This is a genomic window from Lentzea sp. NPDC092896 (genome assembly GCF_044754905.1).
In the GTDB taxonomy this organism is placed as follows: domain Bacteria; phylum Actinomycetota; class Actinomycetes; order Mycobacteriales; family Pseudonocardiaceae; genus Lentzea.
In genome coordinates, this window is sequence record NZ_JBIVPX010000006.1 from 291,872 (window position 1) to 310,546 (window position 18,675).

Sequence of the window (18,675 nt, forward strand, 5' to 3'; positions counted from 1 at the left end):
TCTGGTGCCAGAGTTGCGAGCGTCGGCGCTGGTCGACGCGCCTGTTTCCGCTGTCGCGGGTGCCCTGTTGGACACGTCGCTGATCACGGGGTTCGGGGTTCGCGTCCCAGGACCCTTGCTGTGTCCGGGAGATGTGCTCGTCGGGCCGTTCGGAGTCCGGCTGACGGTCACCCGTGTTGATCTGTCCGGTGTGTCTGCTTCCGGCGATTTCCTGGAGCTGCACACGGATCTCGTCGTGACCGGGGCCGGGACGATGGTGATCGACCGGGTGGGCTGGACCTCCGTGCGCGGCGTCGTCGGGTGGTTCGCGGACATGACGGTCGGGCGCGGCATGGCGTTGCGGGTGCTGGAGAAGCGTTCGGCGTTGCTCGCGCGGCGGTGCGAGGAGCTGCGCACGGCCCGGGTCGTCGTGGGGGCCGCGATCGTCCGGGATGGACGGTTGCTGGCGCAGCAGCGGTCCTACCCGGAAAGCCATGCGGGCCAGTGGGAACTGCCCGGCGGCCGGGTCGAGCCCGGCGAGAAGCCCGCCGACGCGTTGGTGCGCGAGTGCGTGGAAGAGCTCGGGGCGACGGTCGTCGTCGGTGAGCAGATCGGGCCGGACGTGCCGTTGAAGAAGGACCTGGTGCTGCGGATCTTCGCGGCCGAGCTCGCCGGCGGTGAGCCGGAAGCGTTGGAGCACAACGCTGTCCGGTGGCTCACCGTCGGCGAGCTGGCCGGTCTGGACTGGCTGCCGGCGGACCGGGTGCTGGTGCCGGCCCTTCACTCGCTCCTCAGCTGAGTCCGGACAGGCGCAGGGCCGCGTTCAGCCGGTGCTGGGCGCGGTCGCGGGCCCGTTCCGCACCGGCCTCCCGGATCCTGTCCAGTTCGGCGGGGTCGGCGAGGAGCTCCAGCGTGCGGTCGCGCACGGGTTTGAGCTCCTCGATCACCGCTTCGGCCACGACGTCCTTCAGTTCGGAGAACCTGCTCGTGTAGTCCTCCGGCTCCTTCCCGGTGCAGGAGCTGAGGATCTCGGCCAGGTTCGCGATGCCGTCGGTGGACGAGACGGCCCTGCGGACCTTGCGCCGCACCAGGTCCGGCTCGTCCAGCACGAAGACGACGCCCGCGGAGTTCTGCGCCGACTTGTCCATCTTGCGCGCCGGGTCCGAGAGGTCCTTGATGCGCGCCCCCACCTTCGGCACCACCGCGGTCGGCACGATGAACGCGTCGCCGTACGCGTGGTTGAACCGGCGGGCGAGCGCACGGGCCAGTTCGACGTGCTGGAGCTGGTCCTCGCCGACCGGGACCTCCGCGGTGCCCTGCAACAGGATGTCCGCGGCCATCAGCACCGGATAGGTCAGCAGGCTCAGCCGCACCGACTCGCGGCCGAGCGACTTCTCCTTGAACTGGATCATCCGCGCGGCCTCGCCGTAGGTGCAGGTGCACTCGAGGACCCAGTTCAGCGCCCCCAGTTCGCGGATCAGATCGCTCTGCACGCACACGCTCGCCGGGTCGATGCCGGACGCGATGAGAACGGCGAGCTGTTCGCGCGTCAGGGATCGCAGACGTTGTGGATTGTGCGACGACGTCATCGCGTGCAGGTCGCTGATGAAGTACACGTCCTCGTGGGTGCCCTCACGAGCCCACGTGCGCAGCGCACCCAGGTAGTTGCCCAAGGTGGGCTGGCCCGACGGGGTGATGGCGGAGAGCCGGATCATGGTGGTGGTCCTTCCGTTAGGACCGCCCCGGGACGAACGCATCAAAAAAGCCGCCCGTCGGGGCGGCCTGGGTACGCGTCAGTGGTTTCTGCGCGCAGCTACTCCGGCCGCCTGAAGGCGGCCCACCAGAAGGCGTTCAGAGTGCGCACGTCGCCCAGTATAGGGCTACCGTCGAAGGATGTTCATCGTGCTGCTGAAGTACGCCGCGCCACTGGAACAGATCGACTACGCCCTCCCCGACCACCGAGCCTGGGTCGAGAAGCAGTACGAGCGAGGCCTGTTCCTCGCCTCGGGGCGCCAAGTGCCGAGGACTGGCGGCGTGATCATCACGCGCCCCATGCCCCGGGGCAAGCTCGAGGCGCTGCTCGCCACGGACCCGTGGGCCGAGCAGAAACTGGTGAAGTACGAGATCTGCGAGTTCGAGGCGACTCGGACGGCGCCAGAACTCGTGAAGCTCAACGAGGCCGTGCTCCAGCACTAGGGCCTTGCGGCGAGCCACGCGATCGCGGTGTCGAGCACGCGATCGTGGGTGCCGTCTGGGTTCTCCGCGTGGTTTTTTACGTGGTTCCCCACGGGCTCGTGCGGGGCGATCGGCTCGTTGCCGTACGTCCGGCCCGTGCGGTCGGCCATGTACGCGGTCGTGATCGCGAGCCGGGCACCGTCGGAGAGCCTGAACGTCTGGTTCGCCGTCGCGTAGCCGGCCGTCGGTTCGCCGAAGGTCCGGATGTTCCGCGCGCCCAGGAACGAGATCAGCACCGCCTCTCCCGAACTCGCGGTGTGGCGGTCGGTGAGCACCGCCACCGGTTCGGTCCGCGCCGGCGGGATCCTTCGCCACCGGAACGCCGTCCTCCCGCCGTTGTAGACGTGGCCGCGGCGGACTCCCCAGCCCGACGAGCCACCGTCCGGCCCGATGAACCTGCCCCTCTCGCCTTCGCCGAGCAGCGGCGCGACCACCGTGAGCATCGGGTGCATGTCGCCGCCCCGGTTGCCGCGCAGGTCCACCACCCACCCGGTCGGTCCACCCGCGATCAGGCCGCGCAGGAGGGTGAGACCGGCGGAGACGTACGCCCCACCGTTGCGGGAGTCGGTCTCGGGCAGAACCAACCACCCGGTTGCCCCAGTCGACCGACCGGTTGGTCCGAGTAACCGACTGGTTGGTCCAGTCGATGGGCCAGTCGGTCCAGGTAACTGGCTGGTTGGTCCGAGCGACCGGCGGGTTGGTCCAGGTAACTGACCGGTTGGCTCAGCTGACCGACTGGTTGGTTCGACTGACCGTCCGGTTGGTTCGGATAACTGACCGGTTGGTTCGAGTAACCGTCTGGTCAGCCTGGCCAACCGGTGAGTCAGCCCAGCCAACTGGTTAGTCGCTCCAGCCAACCGCTCAGTCGCCCCAGCCGGCTGGTTAGTCGCCCTGGCCGGCCGCTCAGTCGGCTCGACCAACCGCCCAGTCAGCCCGGCCAACTGGTCAGTCGGCTCAGGTAACTGACCGGTTGGTCCGACCAACTGGCCAGTCGGTCCGGCCAACCGCCCGGTCAGCCCGATCAACCGACCGGTCGGAACGGTCCGCCTCGCAGGCGAGGCCGCCCACGAGGCCGTGATCAGGTGGGTGTGCGGGTTGCCGAGGGTGGCGATCACGTGACGGATCGCTTCGTAGGTGTCCTCAGGCCCGTTCGCCGAGGCGGTGGCGACGTGAGCTTCGGCACGCAGGGCGGGCCAGTCGGCCTGAGCGCTCTCGATCGAGTGAAGCTGGAGAAGTTCTAGGGCCCTGTCCAGATATGCGCGGACCTCGGCGGTGCTCAAGCGGCCTTCTTCAGCGCCTTCTTGGCTGCCTTCGCGGCCTTCTTCGCAGCCTTCTTGCGGGCCTTGTCACGCTCCTTGAGCAGGAACGGGACCGGGCAGCGCTTGCACTGGGGCTTCGACCGGCAGCACTTCTTCTTGAGCTTTTTACCCACTGGTTGCACTCCACTCCGACACGTTTCGCTAGAGTAGGTGAGGCTCAGTTCACTGGCAGTCTTGTGTGGTAATGGCGACGCAGCCGGTAGTATTGGTAACGGCCCTGCGCATCGACGTGTCCGGCGCGAGCCCCTCCAACGCCTTCGAAGCTCTAGGAGTTCCGCGTGCCCACGGCCACCGCGTCTGCCCTTCAGACGCGAACTGACCTGCGAAATGTCGCGATCGTCGCGCACGTCGACCACGGTAAGACCACCCTGGTCGATGCGATGCTGCGCCAGTCCGGCGCCTTCTCCGCGCGTGCCGAGCTCGTCGACCGGGTCATGGACTCCGGCGAGCTCGAGCGCGAGAAGGGCATCACGATCCTCGCCAAGAACACGGCTGTGCGCAGGCACACGCCGGACGGCGACGTGATCATCAACGTGGTCGACACCCCCGGCCACGCCGACTTCGGCGGTGAGGTCGAGCGCGCGCTGTCGATGGTCGACGGCGTCGTCCTGCTGGTCGACGCGTCCGAGGGCCCTCTGCCTCAGACGCGCTTCGTGCTGCGCAAGACGCTCGCGGCCGGCCTGCCGGTGATCCTGCTGGTCAACAAGGTCGACCGTCCCGACGCCCGGATCTCCGAGGTCGTCGAGGAAGCCCACGACCTGCTGCTCGACCTCGCGACCGAGGTGGGCGCCGACGAGTCCGTGCTGGACCTGCCGGTCGTCTACGCCTCCGCGCGCGCCGGTCGTGCGTCGCTGAACCAGCCCGAGGACGGCGGCCAGCCGGACGAGGAGAACCTGGACGTCCTGTTCCAGGTGCTGCTCGACCACATCCCCGCTCCCCACGTCGACGTCGACGGCCCGCTTCAGGCGCTCGTCACGAACCTCGACGCCTCGACCTTCCTCGGTCGTATCGCGCTGTGCCGCATCCACCAGGGCACGATGCGCAAGGGCGAGACCGTGGCGTGGTGCCGTGAGGACGGCGAGCCGGTCAAGGTCCGCATCACCGAGCTGCTCATCACCGAGGCGCTGGACCGCGTCCCGGCCGAGTTCGCTCGTGCGGGTGACCTGGTCGCCATCGCCGGCATCTCCGACATCACCATCGGTGACACGCTGGCCGACGCCGAGAACCCGGTGCCGCTGGACCGGATCACGGTCGACCAGCCGGCCATCTCGATGACCGTCGGTGTGAACACCTCGCCGCTCGCCGGCCGCAACGGCGGCACGAAGCTCACCGCCCGCGTGCTCAAGGCCCGTCTCGACGCGGAACTCGTCGGCAACGTGTCCGTCAAGGTGCTCCCGACCGAGCGTCCGGACACCTGGGAGGTGCAGGGCCGCGGCGAGCTGGCGCTGGCCATCCTGGTCGAGCAGATGCGCCGCGAGGGCTTCGAGCTCACCGTGGGCAAGCCGCAGGTGGTCACGCACACGGTCGACGGCAAGATCCACGAGCCGTTCGAGCGCCTGTCCGTCGACTGTCCCGAGGAGCACCTCGGCGCCGTCACGCAGCTGCTGGCCAACCGCAAGGGCCGCATGGAGAACATGTCGGGCCACGGCACGGGTCGCATCAAGCTCGACTACGTGGTTCCGTCGCGTGGCCTCATCGGCTTCCGCACCGAGTTCCTCACCGAGACCCGCGGCACCGGCATCGCGAACGCCGTCTCCGAGGGCTACGCCCCGTGGGCCGGCGAGATCCGCACCCGCCACAACGGTTCCCTGGTTGCCGACCGCACCGGCTCCATCACCGCCTACGCGATGATCCAGCTGGCCGACCGCGGCACCTTCTTCGTGGAGCCGGGCGCCGACGCCTACGAGGGCATGGTCGTGGGCGAGAACCCGCGCGCCGAGGACCTCGACGTCAACATCACCCGCGAGAAGAAGCTCACGAACATGCGCTCCTCCACGGCTGACGTGATGGAGACCCTGGCCCGCCCCCGCAAGCTCTCGCTGGAGGAGGCGCTGGAGTTCTGCGCGTCCGACGAGTGCGTGGAGGTGGCCCCGGAGGTCATCCGCGTCCGCAAGGTCACGCTGGACGCGAACCTGCGCGGCCGCGAGCGCTCGCGTCTCAAGGCGCGCGGCTGAGCACGACGCTGACGTAACGTCCGACAGGGGCGGCTGGGCCGATGGCCTGGCCGCCCTTCGTCGTGCGTGGGGGCGTGTGGGTGCCCGCGTGGACGCCGGTGGAGCGAACGGACTCGGGCGCGCTCACGCAAGGGTCCCCTTGGAGTCAGGGTCCCCCGCGACCCAACGTACCGAGCAGGTCTGACACTTCCGGACGCCTGAACAAGCCTCACCCCAGTGGAGCGCGGTCGGCCCGAACGAAGCCGCGGGCGTAGCCGTCCGCCAACGCCGCGTCACACCGGCGCGCGGAGGGTTTCGCCGCCACAACCGCACGGTGTCCAGGTCGAACCACCCGACCAGGTGAGCCGTAGTACCCACCGGGCGAGCAACCCCGCGACCGCGCGGCACGTCCTTCAGTGGCACGGGTGACAAATCCTGGGTTGCCCGAACGCCACCACCAACCTTCTGGCAATGTGAGGACCATGAGGCGACTCGGGGGAGTGCTTGCTGCTGCCGTTCTGTGCGGCACAGCCGCGGCGTGCACGAACGCGCCGCCTCCGCCCCTGGTCGCGAAGTCCGAGGCTCCCGTCATCACGACCACGGGGCCCAAGGTCACCGAGATCGTGGTGGGCGTGGACGACGTGGCGGGTGGTTACAACCCGCACGCTCTCGCGGCGCAGAGTCCGATCACGACGGCGCTCAGTTCGCTGGTGCTGCCCAGTCCGTTCCGGCCCGGCAACGACGGCGCTCCGCAGCTCGACCGGAACCTCATGGTGAGCGCGAAGGTCACCAAGGCAGAGCCGTTCACGGTCACCTACACGATTCGCAAGGACGCCAGCTGGTCGGACAGCGCTCCGATCGCCGCCGAGGACTTCTACTACCTCTGGCAGCGTATGCGGACCGAGCCCGGTGTGGTGGATCCGGCAGGTTACCGGCTCATCAACAACATCAGCGCGCGTGAGGGCGGCAAGGTCGTCGAGGTCGCGTTCGGCAAGCCGTTCCCTGGGTGGCGCAGCCTCTTCTCGAACCTGTTGCCCGCGCACCTGCTCAAGGACGCGCCCGGTACGTGGTCGAACGTGCTGTCCACCGGCTTTCCCGCCACCGCAGGGCCTTTCCAGGTGCGCAGCCTCGACGAGCCGCGCGGTGAGGTCGTGCTCGAGCGCAGCGATCGGTACTGGGAGGTGCCGACGACGCTCGACCGGGTCGTGATCCGCAGGGCCACGCACAGCGCGATGGCCGAGTCACTGTCCAAAGGCGACAACCAGGCGGCGCTGCTGCGGGCTGACGCCGCGGACGTGAACCTGTTCCAGGCGATTCAGAACGTCACGACGAAACCCGTGCCGCGCAACGAGGTCGTGCAGGTGCTGCTGCGGCCCGCGAGCGAGCAGCTCAAGGACGTCAAGACGCGCAAGGCGATCGTGGCCTCATTGGACCGCGAGGCGCTCATCGCGTCCGGGACGCAGAGCGGGCCGAGCACGCCGTTCCGGGCCGACTCGTACGTGGTGCCGCCCAGCCGCGCCGGGTACGTGAAGACGATCACCGCGAACACGCTCGACGCGGCGGCGAGCGACCAGCTGCTGACCGAGGCCGGGTACGTGAAGACCGGCACCGAGTGGCAGAAGTCCGGCAAGGCGCTGAAGCTCAGGATCGCGGCGCCGGAGAAGGTCGAGCCGTACGTCGGCATCGCGAACAGGATCAAGGCCCAGCTGAAGGACCGGGGCATCGACTCCGAGGTCGTCACGCCCCCGGCCGAGGACCTCTTCAGCAAGCAGCTGACCGAGAAGGACATCGACATCGCCGTCGTGCCCCGAGTGGACGCCGGCGACTCGGCGGCGGCGCTCGCGAGCGAGTACGGGTGTGCCGGTGACGCTCCGGACGGGGCGACGCCCAGCCCGCAGAACATCGCGGGTTTCTGCGATCCGGCGATCCAGGCCGACATCGACGCCGCGCTGAACGGCAAGACGCTGGTGTCCGACGTGCTGGCTCGCGTCGAGCCGTTGATCGCGGCCCAGGCCGTTTCGGTACCCCTGTTCCAGATCGTCGATCTGCTCGGAGTTCTGCCGGCGACGGTTTCGGGCGTCGACACCGGGGCACCCCTGGCGGGCGTGCTCAGCGGTGCACCCGAATGGCGGCGTCTCGACAAGTAGCGGCGGGTGGGAAATCCGTTGCGCGAGTCCTTTTCGTGTTGCTACGTTCGGCCGTTCTCGTTGACAGAATTTCACTCGCCCGGTCAACGAACGCTGGCGCCCGGTAATCGGGCCATTGCGGCGTGCAACAACCTGTTTCCATTGGGTCACGATCCCCCTCTCAGGTAGTGACCGCCACCTCAACGGGTTCTTACCGTGCTGCCCACGATGTGCCGGTTCGGGGCGCGTATGGCACATCTCGGTTATGGGCGTGCATGCCGACCTGGCCACGGCCGCCCAGTGCTAGGAGGGCACGTGTCAATGAGGAGAACCAAAGCACTTCCGGCGATCGCGCTGGTTGCCAGCGCGTCTCTCGTGCTGGGTGCCTGTGGTGGCGGTGGCGGAACCAGCGACGCGGACGGTGGCGACGCCACTGTCGCGGAGATGGCGACTGCCCGCGGTGAGTCCGCGGACGGCTACACCGCGCCGGATACGAAGCAGAGCGACCAGGTCGTCGTGTCGACCGACAAGCCGTTCACCTCGTACAACAACGCGACGGAGGACGCCAACCAGTCCTACAACACGTTCGCGCTGACGCTCGTGCAGCCTGGTGCGCACCTGCTGAACGGCAACAACAAGGTCATCCTGAACAAGGACGTCATGGAGTCCGTCGAGGTCACCTCGAAGTCTCCGCAGGTCGTGACCTGGAAGCTGAAGAAGGGCGTCAGCTGGTCCGACGGCGAGGCCTGGGACTGCGACGACTTCTACATGGCGTGGTTCACGCAGAGCAACTCCTCGAAGAAGGCCGACGGCAGCAAGTACTTCAAGCCGGCCGGCACGACCGGGTACGACCTCATGACCGGTGAGTGCAAGGACGACCAGACGTTCGTCGGCACGTTCTCGGCTCCGTACCCGGACTACGAGGACATGTTCAACAACGACGTCCTCCCGGCGCACATCCTCGAGAAGAACGCCGGCGTCGCGGACATCACCAAGCTCAACAAGGACAGCGCCGCCGCGGACATCCAGAAGGCAGCCGACTTCTGGAACGAGAAGTGGAACGGCTTCACCAAGGACCTCATGCCCGGCGCGGGTTCCTACGTCCTGACCGGCTTCGAGCCGAACCAGTCGGTGACGCTGGAGCGCAACCCCAAGTGGGTGGGCAAGCCCGGTGGTCCCGCCAAGATCGTCCTCAAGGCGATCCCGGACCCCGTCGCGCAGGCGCAGGCACTGGAGAACGGTGAGCTCGCCGTCAACTCCTTCGCCCAGCCGGACGCGAACGCGGCCACGAAGCTCAAGGGCCTCAACGCCCAGGGCGTGACGTTCGGCGCGGGCCCCGGCCTGTCGTTCGAGCACCTCGACATCCAGATGAAGAACCCGGTGCTCGCCAAGGAGGAGATCCGCAAGGCCTTCTTCATGTGCGTCAAGCGCCAGGACATCATCGACAAGCTCATCAGCGAGGTCCAGGCCGACGCGAAGCCGATGGGCAGCCTCATCTTCTTCCCGAAGGACGAGGGCTACAAGGACGTCTACGCGGACAAGGCCAAGGGTGACGCGGCCGAGTCCAAGAAGATCCTGACCGCCGCCGGTTGGGCGCAGGGTGCCGACGGCGTGTTCGCGAAGGACGGCGTCCGCGCCTCCTTCCGGATCAGCCACACCGACATCCCGCGTCGCAAGCAGACCGTCGAGCTGATCCAGGGCCAGTGCAAGGAAGCCGGCATCGAGGTCAAGGACGACACCGACCCGAACTTCCTCGACGAGCGCGTCTCCGCGGGTGACTACGACGTCGCTCTGTTCGCGTGGTCCGGCTCGCCGTTCAAGGGCGGCAAGAAGTCGATCTACGAGACCGGTGGTGGCCAGAACTGGCAGAACCTGACCGTGCCGAAGGCCGACGAGGCCATGAAGCAGGCCGTCTCGCAGACCGCGATCGCCGAGTCCCTGAAGTACTGGTCCGAGGCGGACTCCGAGCTGGCCAACGCCTACGGTTCGCTCCCGCTGTTCCAGATGCCGAACATGTGGGCCTTCAAGGGTCTCGACCGCGTGTACTTCCAGAGCTACTACGGCGCGCTGTGGAACGCCAACGAGTGGCAGACCAAGTAAATCGCCTTAGCTCATCAGCTGAAGTGCGCAACGCCTGACCGGGCGGGGCCGGACCACGAGTCCGGCCCCGCCCGAGCCGGGTTGCCCCCTAGGAGCCCGCCCGTGATCCGCTACATCATCCGGCGCCTGCTGATCTCCATACCCATCCTGCTGATCGGCAGCTTCGCCTGTTACGTCCTCGTCGCGACCGCCGGAAACCCGTTGGCGGAAATGCGATTCCGGCCCGGTGTCACCGAAGCCGACATCAAGGCCGCGGAGATCTCCCTGGGCCTCGACAAGCCCGTGATCATCCGCTACTGGAACTGGCTCACCGACTTCCTGTCGGGAGACTGGGGCCAGAGCATCGCCCTCGGTCAGGCCAAGACCGCTGTCTTCCCGGCCGTCACCGACGCGCTGTGGACCACCGGACGCCTCGTCATCGGCGCCGAACTCCTCGCTCTGACACTGGGTGTCTCGGTCGGCGTGCTCGCCGCCGTGCGCCAGTACTCGATCTTCGACTACCTCGCCACCAGCACCGCGTTCCTCATGTTCTCGATGCCGATCTTCTGCGTCGCGGTCATCGTGAAGAACTACGGCATCCAGTTCAACAACGTCCTGGAGTCGATGGGACTGGACCGCTGGCTCACCACCGCAGGCCCCCGGCCGGGTGGCTTCAGCGGCAGCTTCGGTGAAGTGATCTTCAAGTACACCGGCACGTTCCTGCTCCCGACGGTCGCGCTGATGCTGATCAGCTTCGCCGCGTACAGCCGGTTCGAACGCGCCTCGATGCTCGAGATCCTGCACTCGGACTTCGTGCGCACCGCGCGGGCGAAGGGCATCTCGCAGAGCCGCGTGATCTTCCGGCACGCGTTCCGCAACGCGCTGATCCCCGTGGCCACGCTGTTCTCGCTGAACTTCGGTGGCGTGCTCTCCGGCGCGATCATCACCGAGACCGTGTTCGGCTGGGCCGGGATGGGCACGCTGCTGGTGAACTCCGTGCGGCAGTTCGACCCGCCGATGCTGATGGGCTGGCTCGCCATCACGGCCACCCTGATCGTGCTGTTCAACCTGATCGCCGACGTCGTGTACGGCATCCTCGACCCTAGGATTCGCCTTGGCTAACATCAACCTGGCGTCCGAGGGCGGAGTGGTGAACAGCGCTCCCCAGTCAGATTCCCACGAGTTCGACGCGTCCAAGACCCGCACCCAGGGCCAGCTCGTCCTGCGGCGCTTCCTGCGCCACCGGCTCGCGATGGTGAGCCTCGGCGTCTTCGTCTTCCTGGTCCTCTTCGCGTTCGTCGGCCCGTTCATCTGGACCTACGACTTCGAGGACGTGACCAGCAAGTCCTACCAGCCGATGAGCGGCACCCACCCGCTCGGCACCACCCAGGTCGGCAAGGACATGCTCGCGCTGCTCATGCGCGGCACCGGCTACTCGCTGCAGATCGCGTTGATCGTGGCCGCGCTGGCGACGGCGATCGGCGTGACGTTCGGCGCCCTTGCGGGATATCTGCGCGGTTTCGTCGACACGGCGCTGATGCGCCTGGTCGACCTGCTGCTGATCATCCCGCAGATCGCGGTCGCCGCGATCGTCGTGAAGGGCTTCTCCGGCAGCTGGTACGTCGTCGCGCTGGTGCTCGCCGCGTTCGCCTGGATGCAGATCGCCCGCATCACGCGCGGTGAGACGCTTTCCCTGGCGCAGCGGGAGTTCATCGAGGCGGCGCGGGCCTGTGGCGCCTCGACCTCGCGGATCATCTTCAAGCACCTCGTGCCGAACATGATCGGCAGCATCACCGTCAACGCCACGCTGGCGATCGCGTCCGCGGTGCTCACCGAGGCCGCGCTGTCGTTCCTGGGACTGGGCGTCCAGCCCCCGGACACCTCGCTCGGCGTGATCGTGCTGGAGAACTACGGGCAGTTCCTGAACCGGCCGTGGCTGTTCTGGGGTCCGTTCATCGTGCTCGTGTCGCTCTCCCTGGCCGTCAACTTCATCGGTGACGGCCTGCGCGACGCGTTCGACCCGAGGCAGACGAAGGTGCGTGCCTGATGACCTCTGTTTCCGAACTGTCGGAGGACTTCCTGCCCTCCAACACCACCGCACCGCTGCTGTCGGTCAAGGACCTGTCGGTCACCTTCCCGACCGACGACGGCGACGTCCGCGCCGTGCGCAACGTCTCGTTCGACCTCAACGCCGGCGACGTGCTCGGCATCGTCGGCGAGTCGGGCTCCGGCAAGTCCGTGTCCTCCATGGCGATCATGGGGCTGCTGCCCAAGAACGCGGTCATCGACGGCTCGATCCGCTACCGCGGCGAGGAGCTGAACGGCCGCAGCTACAAGCAGATGCAGCCGTTCCGCAGCAAGCACATCTCGATGATCTTCCAGGACCCGATGACGTCGCTGAACCCCGTCTACACCGTGGGGTGGCAGCTCGCCGAGACCTATCGCGCGCACCACAACGTCTCCAAGAAGGCGGCGTGGGCCAAGGCGATCGAGTCGCTGGAACTGGTCGGCATCCCGCAGCCGGACAAGCGGGCGAGCCAGTACCCGCACGAGTTCTCCGGCGGCATGCGGCAGCGTGTGGTGATCGCGATGGCGATCATCAACGACCCCAGCGTGATCATCGCCGACGAGCCGACCACCGCGCTCGACGTGACGGTGCAGGCGCAGATCCTCGACACCATGCTGCGCATCCAGACCGAGACCGACGCGGCGATCGTCATGATCACGCACGACCTCGGCGTGGTCGCGGGCATGGTCAACCGCGTGCAGGTGATGTACGGCGGCACCGTGGTCGAGTCCGGCCCGGTCGACGACGTCTTCGAACGGCCGCGGATGCCTTACACGGTGGGACTTCTGGGTTCGGTCCCGAACCCGGCCACCCTGGGCAAGCGGCTCACCCCGATCAAGGGCGCGCCGCCGTCCCTGGTGAACCTGCCGACCGGCTGCTCGTTCTCGCCGCGGTGCCCCCTCGTCTCCGAGGTGTGCCACGAGTGGGAGCCGCTGCTGGAGGAGGCCGGCGCCGCGAACCACAAGACGCGGTGCCACCGCTGGGAGCACCTGGCGACCATCGAGCAGCCGCAGAAGCTGTTCCTGCACGACGAGATCGGCACGGTGGAGAACCCGGCCGCGTTCGCCATCGCCAACCCCGACGAGTCGCTCGAAGTGACCGCCGTGCACGGTTCTCTGCTCACGGAACTGAAAGACGAGGAGGCGAAGTGACCGGGCCACTGCTGGAGGTCACCGACCTCGTCAAGGAGTTCCCCGTGCGGGGCAAGGGCATCATCCCGCGCAACACCGGTTCGGTGCAGGCCGTGTCCGGGGTGTCGTTCACGCTGCACCCCGGCGAGACGCTCGGCCTCGTCGGCGAGTCCGGTTGTGGCAAGTCCACGACCGGGCGCGCGATCCTGCAGCTGCACAAGCCGACCTCCGGCTCGGTGAAGTTCGAGGGCCGCGAGCTGACGTCCATGAGCGCCAAGCAGTTGCGGCCGCTGCGCAGGGACATCCAGATCGTGTTCCAGGACCCGTACGCGTCGCTGAACCCCAAGTGGCAGGTCAACGACATCATCGCGGAACCGCTGGTGATCCACGGTGTCGAAGGTGGCGTGCAGCGGCGGGTCAACGAGCTGATGGAGCTCGTCGGGCTCAACCCCGAGCACCGCAGCCGGTACGCGCACGAGTTCTCCGGCGGTCAGCGGCAGCGCATCGGCATCGCCCGCGCGCTGGCGCTCAACCCGAAGTTCCTGGTGCTGGACGAGCCGGTGTCCGCTTTGGACGTCTCGGTGCAGGCCGGTGTCGTGAACCTGCTGGAGGAGCTGCAGGAACGGCTCGGGCTCGCGTACCTGTTCGTCGCGCACGACCTCTCGGTGGTGCGGCACATCTCCGACCGGGTCGCGGTCATGTACCTCGGCAAGATCATCGAGATGGGCGAGCGGGAGGCCATCTACGGCAAGCCGATGCACCCGTACACGCAGGCGTTGCTGTCGGCGGTGCCGATGCCGGACCCGAAGAAGGAACGTCAGCGGCAGCGGATCGTTCTGACGGGTGACGTGCCGTCGCCGGTCAACCCGCCGTCGGGGTGTCGCTTCCGCACCCGGTGCTGGAAGGCCCAGGACATCTGCGCCACCGAAGAACCGAAGCTGGAAAGGCGTGGTGGACCGGAGGGAACACTGTCCGCCTGCCATTTCGCCGAGGAACGTTCGGTCGTTTAGAAGCCTCGCCGACCAAGTGAGATGTTTAGCAAAGGCCGCCTTTATCAACTGATGAGGGCGGCCTTTACTCTGATTCGGTGACGCTGACTGCCCCACCACGGTTGCTCTTCGTGCACGCCCACCCGGACGACGAGAGTCTCTGGACCGGCGGCACCATCGCGCGCTACGCCTCGGCCGGCGCGCACGTCACGGTCATCACCTGCACGCTGGGGGAAGAGGGCGAGATCATCCCGCCCGCGCTGGCGCACCTCGCCGCCGACGCAGCCGACCAGCTGGGCGGATACCGCGTGGGCGAGCTGAGATCGGCCTGCGCCGCGCTCGGCGTGACGGACCACAGGTTCCTCGGTGGCATCGGCCGCTGGCGCGACTCCGGCATGGTCGACGTGCCGTCCAACGCGAAGCCGCGCGCGTTCGTCCAGGGATCGCTCGAAGACCAGACCGCCCAACTGGTCGAGATCCTGCGCGAGGTCAAGCCGCAGGTCGTCGTGAGCTACGACGCGTTCGGCGGCTACGGCCACCCCGACCACATCCGCGCGCACGAGATCACGGTCGCCGCGTGCGCGCAGGTCTCCGAGGTCGAGCGCGTCTTCTACGCGGTGACGTCCCGCGACGCCACGAACGCCGGTGTGGCCGCCCTGGAGAACGTCCCCGAGGCGTTCCGGCTGCCCGAGCCCGGCGAACTCCCGGTGACGCCGGATGAAGAGATCACAACGGTTGTCGACGTGTCGGAGCACCTGACGGCCAAGCGCCGCGCTTTGCGTGCACACTCGACGCAGGTCAGTGTGTGGGACGGCGGGTACGCGTTGTCGAACGACATCGCGCAGCCGCTGGTCGGTGCCGAGTACTACGTGCTCGCCAAGGGCTCCGCGACCGGCGCGGAGGTAGATCTTTTCGGAGGACTGGGTGACCGGTAGCTGGCGAGTTTTCTTCCTGCTGCTCCTGTGCGTCGAGGCAGCAGCACTCGCCGTGCTGGAAACGATGTTCCTGCCCCTGCGCTTCGACGGCACGCTGCTGCCGAGGCTCGGGGACTGGCCGTTCCCGATCACCATCGTGGTGGCCGCCGTCACGACGCCGTTGCTGGTGTCGTGGGCGGCCTCGCTGTCCGAACGGGTCTTCTCCGCCGCGCTGCCGCTGCTCGTGTGGTTCCTGACGCTGATGGTCTTCGGCTACTTCGAGCCCGGTTACGCCTCGGGCAGCCCCGTCCTGCTGCTGCAGGACTGGCGCGGGCTGCTGTTGCTCGCCGGTGGCGCGCTGACCGGTGCGGTGGCCGTGGGTGCCGTGATGGCGCGCAACGCGGCCAACCGGCCGGGCCTCTACGAGACCGCCGGGATCCAGTAGCGGTAGCGGTGGTGCTCGGTGCAGCCGAGTTCCTCGTACAGCCGGATCGCCGGTTCGTTGTGCTCGGCGACCTGCAGCACGCACGTCGTGGCGCCCTGTTCCAGTCCCCAGCCCGCCAGCTCACCCATGAGCCGCCGTGCGAGGCCCTGACGGCGATGTGACGGCCGCACGGCGAGCCGGGCGACGTGCAGGACGTCCTCGACCACGGCGCCCCGCACCGCCGCGATCACGACCCCGTCCTCGGTGATCGACGCGAAGCAGACGTCGCCGCCGCTGCCGAGGACGTGCCGCTGGGCGGCGGAGACCTCGGATCCGGCCGTGAGCTCCCACCATCCGGGAAGATCACGACTCTCGGCTACGCCGTCGGCGAACTTCTCCAGCGGACCGGTCATCACCAGCGACTCGGCCCCGCCGGGGTGGTCCAGGTCGACGGTCCAGCCCGCGGCGGCCATCTCGGGTTCGGGCGGTGAGCCCTTGATCACGTGCGCGGTGGGTTTGATGCCGTGCTCGCGGGCGAACTCTTGAGCGGCCCTCAACGCGTCCGGAATCGGGACGCCGGGGTCGCCGCAGGTCAGCGTGCTGTTGGCGCGGCCGGTGAAGCCGTCGGCGGCCCGCATCAACCAGTCTCCAAGCGGAACTTCTGCCAGGACGGGCCATGCTCGCGCGCAGAGTGATTCCAGGTGATCCACGGTGTGCACACGTCCATCCTGACTATGTTGGCGAGGGAGTTTCCGGTCAGGAGTTGTGACGTGGCACACCGCACAGCTAAGGCAAGCCTGACCGGGTGATACTCGAACGTGCCGCGTACTCTCCGGCTTGCGCGGTGTGACCGATGAAGTTGGAGAGCGCAGTGACTTATGTGATCGCCCAGCCGTGCGTGGACCTGCTCGACAAGGCCTGCATCGAAGAGTGCCCTGTCGACTGCATCTACGAAGGCGACCGGATGCTCTACATCCACCCCGACGAGTGTGTGGACTGTGGCGCTTGCGAACCCGTGTGCCCGGTGGAAGCCATCTACTACGAGGACGACGTCCCCGACGAGTGGAAGGACTACACCAAGGCGAACGTCGACTTCTTCAACGAACTCGGCTCGCCCGGTGGCGCGTCGAAGGTCGGCAAGGTCAGCGCCGACCCGGAGTTCGTGAAGGTGCTCGCGCCGCAGGCTGAGGGGCATTGATCATTCAACGCAGAGGCCCGGCGCTGCCGGACTTCCCGTGGGACCTGTTGGCAGGCCACGCCGCTAAGGCGCGCAAGCACCCCGGTGGCGTGGTCGACCTGTCGGTCGGCACCCCTGTCGACCCGGTTCCCGCGGTGATCCAGTCCGCGTTGTCGTCGGTCGCCGACATCCCCGGCTACCCGACCACCCACGGCATTCCCGAGCTGCGCGCGGCCTTCGTCGCCGCGGTGGAACGCCGGTACGGGATCGTCGGGGTCGAGGAGGCGGCGGTGCTGCCCACGATCGGCTCCAAGGAGCTCGTGGCGTGGCTGCCCACCCTGCTCGGCGTCGGGCCGGGTGACGTCGTCGCGGTGCCCGCCGTCGCGTACCCCACCTACGAGGTGGGCGCGCTGATGGCGGGGGCCGAGGTCGTGCGCCTGGCCGACGGGGAACTGCCGCCCGCCGGCACGAAGCTGGTGTGGCTGAACTCCCCGTCGAACCCGACCGGCCGAGTGCTGTCCGCCGAGCAGCTGCGGGACGCCGTCGCCGCCGCACGCGCTGTTGGCGCGGTCGTGGCGTCCGACGAGTGCTACCTCGCGCTGCCGTGGGACTCCTCACCGGTGTCGGTGCTGCATCCGTCCGTTGTGGACTCCTTCGACGGTGTGCTCGCCGTGCACTCGCTGTCGAAGTCGTCGTCGCTCGCGGGCTACCGGGCCGGGTTCGTCACCGGCGACCCGGAGCTGATCGCGGGCCTGCTCGAACTGCGCAAGCACGCCGGCATGATCGTGCCGCGGCCCGTGCAGGAGGCCATGCGCGCCGCCCTCGAGGACGACGAGCACGTGGCCGAGCAGCGGTCCCGGTACCTGGCCCGGCGTGAGGTGCTCAAGCCAGCGCTGGAGGCGGCCGGGTTCACCGTGTCGCACTCCGAGGCGGGGCTCTACCTGTGGTCGTCGCGTGGTGAGGACGCCTGGGAGACGATCTCCTGGCTGGCCGACCGCGGCATCCTCGCGGCCCCTGGCACGTTCTACGGACCGGCCGGCGAGAAGCACGTGCGGATCGCGCTCACGGCCACCGACGAGCGAGTCGCGGCAGCTGTCGAGCGCCTCAAGGCTTGAGGGCCGACCAGACCCTGCGGGTGAACTGGTTGGGCGGCACCGCGTCCGTCGTCAGACGCACGCTGGTGCTGATCTCCTCGCCGCTCAGGCCGAGGCCGAGCACGAGGTGCCAGTGCAGGTCCCAGAGGTCGGAGAACGCGTCCAGTTCCACGTCGGCGTCCGCGCTGACGTGGAGCACGGCCGGTTCCGCGACGCGCACGACGCGTTCGACCGCCCGCACGTCCCGCGTGTTGGTGCGGAAGCTGAACGCCAGGTCGACCGTCTCGCTGTCGAGCCCGTACGTCGCGTACGAGTGGCATCTGTGGTGCGGCAACGACAACGGCTGGTTCGTCTCCAGGTAGAGGTCGCCCTCGAACCGCAGCGTCGGCGAGTGCTGGCTCAGCGTCGCGCGGGCGCTGACGAACTCCCAGCCGGGCATGTCCAGCTTGGGCACCAGCAGTTCCAGCACCTCGCTGCGGCGCGCGGAGCGGGTCCGCTCACCTGAGCGCCACGGGATTTCCCTGCTGTAGGGCTCTTTCTTCGTGACGAACACGTACGGCGCGTTGTCGGTCTGCAGGCTCAGCACCACGACCGTGCGGCCGCGCGCCCAGTCGAACGCGACGGTGGTCAGACCCGGTGCCACGCCGTCGAAGTGGCTCTCGACCCGGGGCCACCAGCTCGACAGCTCCTCGGCCAGCGCGCCTTTGACGTAGCGGCCCTTCTCGTCGACGCCGACGATCCACATGGCCTCCGACCCGCGCGCGGCGTTGCACAGCGCGGCGATCTGGCGGGCGGCCTTGCCGTGGTCTATCGGCCACTGCGTCTTGAACTCCACGAAGGAGTCCTCGGACTGCGCCCCCTCCAGGGCACGCTCGATCGCGGCGCGAGCGTTCAACTCAAGTCGCTGTTTCAGCACGTGCACCTCCTAGAGCCGGCCCCTGCAAGCGACTGAGACCCAGTCTGCCTTCGCAGACCGGGCCCCAGACAC

At 68.1% G+C, this 18,675-nt stretch carries 18 protein-coding genes; 13 read left to right on the top strand and 5 right to left on the bottom strand.

What is annotated here, in order from left to right; genetic code table 11:
- Nucleotides 1-4: 4 nt before the first annotated feature.
- Nucleotides 5-778 carry a (deoxy)nucleoside triphosphate pyrophosphohydrolase gene (locus ACIQF0_RS29300; protein ID WP_401034519.1) on the top strand — a complete coding sequence of 258 codons (774 nt, stop codon included), beginning with the start codon at nucleotides 5-7 and terminating at the stop codon, nucleotides 776-778.
- Here ACIQF0_RS29300 and trpS read toward each other — a convergent pair.
- Nucleotides 771-1,694, bottom strand: a complete 924-nt coding sequence (gene trpS, locus ACIQF0_RS29305) for a tryptophan--tRNA ligase (RefSeq protein WP_360037796.1) — start codon at nucleotides 1,692-1,694, stop codon at nucleotides 771-773. The two genes, ACIQF0_RS29300 and trpS, sit on opposite strands and share 8 nt — an antisense overlap.
- Nucleotides 1,695-1,872: 178 nt before the next feature.
- On the opposite strand from trpS, the gene ACIQF0_RS29310 reads away from it, so the two are divergent.
- Entirely contained in the window at nucleotides 1,873-2,175 is a 303-nt protein-coding gene (locus ACIQF0_RS29310; RefSeq protein WP_285643463.1) for a YciI family protein, read from the top strand.
- Here the strand turns inward: ACIQF0_RS29310 and ACIQF0_RS29315 are convergent.
- Together ACIQF0_RS29315 and ACIQF0_RS29320 are read right to left on the bottom strand one after the other, a co-directional pair.
- Complete coding sequence (locus ACIQF0_RS29315) at nucleotides 2,172-2,798, bottom strand: S41 family peptidase (protein WP_401034523.1); 627 nt, start codon at nucleotides 2,796-2,798, stop codon at nucleotides 2,172-2,174. The genes ACIQF0_RS29310 and ACIQF0_RS29315 overlap by 4 nt on opposite strands.
- Before the next feature lie 692 nt (nucleotides 2,799-3,490).
- Nucleotides 3,491-3,646 (bottom strand): hypothetical protein, encoded by a 156-nt coding sequence (locus tag ACIQF0_RS29320; protein WP_162185756.1) that lies wholly within the window; start codon nucleotides 3,644-3,646, stop codon nucleotides 3,491-3,493.
- Nucleotides 3,647-3,811: 165 nt separating this feature from the next.
- Between ACIQF0_RS29320 and typA the strand changes: the two genes are divergently transcribed.
- The 9 genes from typA to ACIQF0_RS29365 all read left to right on the top strand — a co-directional run bounded on the left by typA (nucleotide 3,812) and on the right by ACIQF0_RS29365 (nucleotide 15,437).
- A complete protein-coding gene (typA, locus tag ACIQF0_RS29325; RefSeq protein WP_360037791.1) occupies nucleotides 3,812-5,707 on the top strand; it encodes a translational GTPase TypA in 1,896 nt (631 codons plus the stop codon).
- Nucleotides 5,708-6,168: 461 nt separating this feature from the next.
- Entirely contained in the window at nucleotides 6,169-7,833 is a 1,665-nt protein-coding gene (locus ACIQF0_RS29330) for an ABC transporter family substrate-binding protein (protein WP_401034526.1), read from the top strand.
- Nucleotides 7,834-8,133: 300 nt separating this feature from the next.
- Nucleotides 8,134-9,912 (top strand): ABC transporter family substrate-binding protein, encoded by a 1,779-nt coding sequence (locus ACIQF0_RS29335; RefSeq protein ID WP_360037785.1) that lies wholly within the window; start codon nucleotides 8,134-8,136, stop codon nucleotides 9,910-9,912.
- A gap of 102 nt (nucleotides 9,913-10,014) precedes the next feature.
- Nucleotides 10,015-11,013 carry an ABC transporter permease gene (locus ACIQF0_RS29340; RefSeq protein WP_360037782.1) on the top strand — a complete coding sequence of 333 codons (999 nt, stop codon included), beginning with the start codon at nucleotides 10,015-10,017 and terminating at the stop codon, nucleotides 11,011-11,013.
- Nucleotides 11,006-11,938, top strand: coding sequence for an ABC transporter permease (locus ACIQF0_RS29345; protein ID WP_396425139.1), 933 nt, complete (start codon nucleotides 11,006-11,008; stop codon nucleotides 11,936-11,938). The genes ACIQF0_RS29340 and ACIQF0_RS29345 overlap by 8 nt, the downstream gene beginning before the upstream one ends.
- Nucleotides 11,938-13,110: an ABC transporter ATP-binding protein gene (locus tag ACIQF0_RS29350; protein WP_360037779.1), complete on the top strand. Its 1,173-nt coding sequence runs from the start codon at nucleotides 11,938-11,940 to the stop codon at nucleotides 13,108-13,110. Before ACIQF0_RS29345 ends, ACIQF0_RS29350 begins: the two co-directional genes overlap by 1 nt.
- Nucleotides 13,107-14,099, top strand: coding sequence for a dipeptide ABC transporter ATP-binding protein (locus ACIQF0_RS29355; protein WP_360037776.1), 993 nt, complete (start codon nucleotides 13,107-13,109; stop codon nucleotides 14,097-14,099). Before ACIQF0_RS29350 ends, ACIQF0_RS29355 begins: the two co-directional genes overlap by 4 nt.
- 77 nt (nucleotides 14,100-14,176) lie before the next feature.
- Entirely contained in the window at nucleotides 14,177-15,013 is an 837-nt protein-coding gene (gene mshB, locus ACIQF0_RS29360) for an N-acetyl-1-D-myo-inositol-2-amino-2-deoxy-alpha-D-glucopyranoside deacetylase (protein ID WP_360037773.1), read from the top strand.
- Complete coding sequence (locus ACIQF0_RS29365) at nucleotides 15,003-15,437, top strand: hypothetical protein (protein WP_360037771.1); 435 nt, start codon at nucleotides 15,003-15,005, stop codon at nucleotides 15,435-15,437. The genes mshB and ACIQF0_RS29365 overlap by 11 nt, the downstream gene beginning before the upstream one ends.
- Here ACIQF0_RS29365 and ACIQF0_RS29370 read toward each other — a convergent pair.
- Nucleotides 15,413-16,054 (bottom strand): GNAT family N-acetyltransferase, encoded by a 642-nt coding sequence (locus ACIQF0_RS29370; RefSeq protein ID WP_401034532.1) that lies wholly within the window; start codon nucleotides 16,052-16,054, stop codon nucleotides 15,413-15,415. The two genes, ACIQF0_RS29365 and ACIQF0_RS29370, sit on opposite strands and share 25 nt — an antisense overlap.
- Nucleotides 16,055-16,287: 233 nt before the next feature.
- Here ACIQF0_RS29370 and fdxA point away from each other — a divergent pair, with 233 nt between their 5' ends.
- Both fdxA and dapC read left to right on the top strand, forming a co-directional pair.
- On the top strand, nucleotides 16,288-16,614 hold the full coding sequence (gene fdxA, locus ACIQF0_RS29375) for a ferredoxin (RefSeq protein ID WP_030480843.1): 327 nt from the start codon (nucleotides 16,288-16,290) through the stop codon (nucleotides 16,612-16,614).
- Between the two features lie 2 nt (nucleotides 16,615-16,616).
- Nucleotides 16,617-17,708 (top strand): succinyldiaminopimelate transaminase, encoded by a 1,092-nt coding sequence (gene dapC, locus ACIQF0_RS29380; protein WP_396425148.1) that lies wholly within the window; start codon nucleotides 16,617-16,619, stop codon nucleotides 17,706-17,708.
- Here dapC and ACIQF0_RS29385 read toward each other — a convergent pair.
- Nucleotides 17,698-18,603: a hypothetical protein gene (locus ACIQF0_RS29385; protein WP_319980231.1), complete on the bottom strand. Its 906-nt coding sequence runs from the start codon at nucleotides 18,601-18,603 to the stop codon at nucleotides 17,698-17,700. The genes dapC and ACIQF0_RS29385 overlap by 11 nt on opposite strands.
- Nucleotides 18,604-18,675 lie beyond the last annotated feature (72 nt).